This is a genomic window from Daejeonella sp., from assembly GCF_046590655.1.
Lineage (GTDB): Bacteria > Bacteroidota > Bacteroidia > Sphingobacteriales > Sphingobacteriaceae > Daejeonella.
In genome coordinates this window covers 1-4,599 of record NZ_JBKJUM010000061.1, presented here as the reverse complement: position 1 = coordinate 4,599, position 4,599 = coordinate 1, and the positions used below count along the sequence as shown (strand labels likewise).

Sequence of the window (4,599 nt, the reverse complement as noted above, 5' to 3'; positions counted from 1 at the left end):
CTTCCTCTTGCTGTTTTCCAAGGTGACAACAGTACTCAGCATGGAAAGAGAAACTCGCAAATTGATGTTTGCATCTCCGTCAGAGGGAGTTAAACTTTTAACATGGCCAATTACGGGAAAAGTAATTTCAAATGGTGAACCATTGCCTGGTGTAAGCATCAGGTTAAAAGGAACCGCTATCGGCACTACCTCCGGGGCTGACGGTAATTACGTATTGAATGTCCCGGAAAGCGGGGGAACATTGGTGTTCACTTTTTTAGGATTTGTAACACTAGAGAGGGCTTTCTCCAGAGCAGAAACTCTAAACGTTACTTTAGTCGAAGATTCCCAATCATTAGGTGAAGTTTTGGTTGTAGGATATGGAACGCAGACAAAAAGCCAGGTAACTGGAGCAATCTCCTCCGTATCAGCAAAGGAAATCTCTGAACTGCCAATAACTAACGCACAGCAAGCTTTGCAAGGCAGGGCGGCAGGAGTAGAAGTGCTTAGTGCGGGCAACCGCCCGGGAGATGGAGTGAATGTACGTATTAGAGGACGGCGATCATTTAATGCCGGGAATGATCCACTTTATGTTGTGGATGGCATACCGCTGTCGGGAGGCATAAATGACATTAATCCACAGGATATACAATCAATGGAGATTCTAAAGGATGCGTCCTCGACCGCAATTTATGGATCCAGAGGTGCAAATGGTGTGGTAATTATCACGACTAAGAAAGGTGTACCAGGCAAAACAAGTATCACCTTTGACAGCTATTACGGTATTTCAAAGCCAATTAACTTATATGATGTGATGAATGGTGAGCAATTTGCCGAATACAAAAGAGAATCACGAAGAGCAATCGGAAAGTATAATGATGCAGATCCGGTAGCAGCTGATAAAGCACTTTTCGAGACTATAGAGCAAGAATCTCTTGCGTTGGGCCGAAGCACCGATTATCAATCCTATCTCACTCAAACGGGTGGCCAACAAAATTACCAGCTTGGAATATCGGGCGGTAGTGAAAAAACACGCTTTGCTGTTTCCTTTAATCATTTTAACGATCAGGGAGTGCAAATCGGTCAGGATTTTAACCGCGACAACATCAGAGTTAATCTTGATCAGGAAATAAGTCCTAAATTAAAGTTCGGTGTATCGTTAATAACCAGTCTCAATAAACAGAATATTGGTTCGAATCCATGGGGAGTTACTTTAAGGGAGAATCCGCTGGGCATTCCGTTTGATAAAGATGGGAAGTTGCTTTTCCGCAATACTTCGGATGGCGCGCAGACTAATCCATTACTTGAAGTTCAGGAAAATGCACTGATTGATGAAAACCGCCGTACCCGGATTTTCGCAAGTTTATTCGCCGAGTATAAAATATTGGATGGGCTTACCTATCGCTTGAATTTTGGCCCTGATTACTCGGTACGTCGTTTCGGGCAATTCCAGGCCAGCATGACAAACGCCAGGGGAAATGGTACTCCGTTCGCACGAAATGATTATAGTCAGCAGTTTTCTTACACAGTAGAGAATATTTTAAATTACAGTAAAAAATTCAACAAGATTCATGATTTAAATTTCACAGGCTTATTTAGTGTCCAGAAACAAAGAAATGAATTTTCCAGTATCAGAGCCAGTGGTATGCCTTACGAATACCAGTTGTTCTATAAGCTCTCCTCAGCACCCACCATTGAAGGGGTCGATAGCGACCTGAGCGAAAGTGGCTTATTGTCTTACATGGGGAGAATAAACTACGGGTTTAAAGATAAATATTTGCTCACTCTTACCACCAGAATTGACGGATCTTCCAAGTTTTCCGGAGAAACAAGTTTATTTGGAGATACTAAAAAGTATGGATTTTTTCCCTCAGTAGCTTTGGCATGGCGAATTACTGAAGAACCTTTCATGAAGGGGATCTCGGCTATTGAAAATCTGAAGTTAAGGGCCAGTTACGGCCTTACAGGTAATGAAGGAATAAGTCCTTATGGAACCCAGGGATCACTTAGTCGCACTACCTACGCATTTGGAACAACTGGTGCTTTCGGATATCGTCCAGGGTCTCTGGTTAACCCAGACTTAAGATGGGAAACTACCGCTACGACTAATATTGGTCTGGATTACGGATTGTTGAATAATCGCATATCAGGCTCTCTTGAGCTTTACGAACAAGATACCTATGATCTTCTGATGCCTAGAAACTTGCCATTTACAAGTGGTTACGGAAGCGTATTGCAGAATGTAGGAAAAAGTCGCAATAGGGGTATTGAGTTCACTGTGTCGACAGTAAATATTGATAAAGGCGACAATGGCTTTGTATGGACTACAGACTTTAACATAAACAGTAATAAAGAAGAGATTGTTGAGATTTACAGTGGTAAAAAAGATGATGTAGGAAGTCTGTATTTTATAGGTCAGCCATTGACGGTTTATTATGATTTCCAAAAACTAGGTATTTGGCAAAGTGGGGAAGCTGCTGAAGCCAGCAAATACAAGCAGAATCCCGGAGAGATTAAAGTTAAGGATCAAAACAACGATGGAGTTATCAATGCTCTTGACCGTGTGATTTTGGGATCAGATATTCCGAGTTGGTCAGGCGGCTTTACCAATCGCTTTGCTTACAAAGGGTTGGATCTGTCAGTATTTGTATTTACGCGGCAGGGAAGTATGATTCGGAGTAGTTTATATACAGGGCTGAATGCCTTAGCGGGTCGTTATAATAATCTGAATGTAGACTATTGGACACCAAAAAACCCGACAAACGCTTTCCCGCGACCAAATCAAAACCAGGAGAATCCGCTTTACAGCAATACCATATCTTATTTTGACGGGTCATTTACAAAAATCCGGAATATTAACCTTGGATATAATGTTCCCGCCAAATTTAGCACCAAATTGAAAATGTCGTCATTAAGATTATATGCGAGCGCTCAAAATCCTTTCATCTTCTCACAATATGGCGATAATCTTGATCCAGAGCAGGCACGTGGTAGAAGCAATAACAGGGAGCAGACCAATGAGGTAGGGATTGGTGTACCTTCAGTACGGCAGTTTCTCTTTGGTTTAAACGCTAAATTTTAATAATGAAGACTTTTTATGAAATCTGCATGAGCTTATCGGTTATACGACGAAGTGAATATAAGTCCATGCAGGTTTCATCACAATCAAAAACAAGTATACAAATGAAAAAGATTATATTAACCTTATGTTGTTTGGCTTTAATCAGTCAATCTTGCAAAAAAGTACTGGAAGAGGATATAGTTTCAAACATAACCCCGGAATATTATAAAACAGCAGCCGGGTTCGAAGACGCTGTCAAAGCATCATACGAGCCACTTCGGTCTTTCTACGGAAGTCAGAGAGGGTTTACACTCACCGTTTTTGGTACAGATACATATACTAAGGGTGCTGATGGAAACTATAAGGATCTTAACGATTACAAACCAGGGCTAAATTCCCAGGTAGATTATATTCGCGATCTGTGGAATGATTTTTACAGGGCAATTAACACTACCAACACGGTGATAGATCGTGCCGAGACTGCAAATGTTTCTGCGGTTTTGAAAGCGCAAAGAGTGGCGGAGGCTCGCTTTCTGCGAGCCCACTATTACTTTATTCTGGTTCAGACTTTCGGCCCGATTCACTTAAGTTTAAAAGAAACTACCGAAATTCAAACAACAGCAACTCGTGCGCCTGTTAAGTCCGTTTATGATGCGATCGTTTCTGATCTTGAGTTTGCTGTAACCACCTTGCCCGCCAAACAAAACGATTATGGCAGAGCAAGCAAAGCTGCTGCCGAGCATATGCTTGCTAAAGTACTTTTGACCCGGGCAAGTATTCCGGGAGCCGCGAAGGCGGACGATTATCAGCGTTCGGCAGTTCTTGCTAAAAGCGTAATCGCCAATTACGGGCTGAAGCTTTTACCTGTTTTTGCGGATGTTTTTGATCAGGCGAAACAGGAGCATTCCGAAGTTGTCTTTGCAGTACAATATTCTACAGATCTTCTAACGAATGGCGGTGGAAATAGTGGTCATCTTTATTTTCTTATGGAATATGATGCCGGAATAAAGGGTACTCAGCGTGACGTGGCTAATGGCCGACCGTTTAAACGTTTTAAGCCAACCATGTATACATTAGACTTGTTTGACCGTACCAAAGATTCCAGATATAATGCTTCTTTTAAACAAGTATTTCTAGCTAATAACCCAGCAACCCTGGCAACTGGAATGAAAATAGGAGATACAGCTATTTACGTTGCACCTGATAACGTTTCGGCAGCGGTAAAAGCGTCTAAAAATTATCGCCTTATTGATCGTGCTGAAGTATTGTCTTCTGGGAACTACCGTTACTTTCCATCTTTAAGCAAATTCCTTGACCCACTTCGTCCTTCTGTTCAGGAAGAGAGAGGTTCAAGAGATTTTATGGTAGCCAGATTAGCCGAAACCTATTTGATCGCTTCTGAGGCATTATTAAAATCAGGCAATATTACCGAAGCATTGACCTTTATGAATACGTTAAGAAGGCGTGCTGCATTGCCTGGAAAGGAATCGGCGATGGAAATTACCGCTGCTCAACTGAATATGGATTTTATTTTAGATGAACGGGGACGGGAGTTATTA

The 4,599-nt window shown here is 41.9% G+C and carries 2 protein-coding genes; both read left to right on the top strand.

Features of this window, described 5'->3' with window-relative positions:
• A partial coding sequence (locus tag ACLL8Z_RS06795; protein WP_411274013.1) for a SusC/RagA family TonB-linked outer membrane protein occupies positions 1 to 3,061 on the top strand: 3,061 nt, incomplete at its 5' end.
• A gap of 101 nt (positions 3,062 to 3,162) precedes the next feature.
• A partial coding sequence (locus tag ACLL8Z_RS06790) for a RagB/SusD family nutrient uptake outer membrane protein (protein ID WP_411274012.1) occupies positions 3,163 to 4,599 on the top strand: 1,437 nt, incomplete at its 3' end.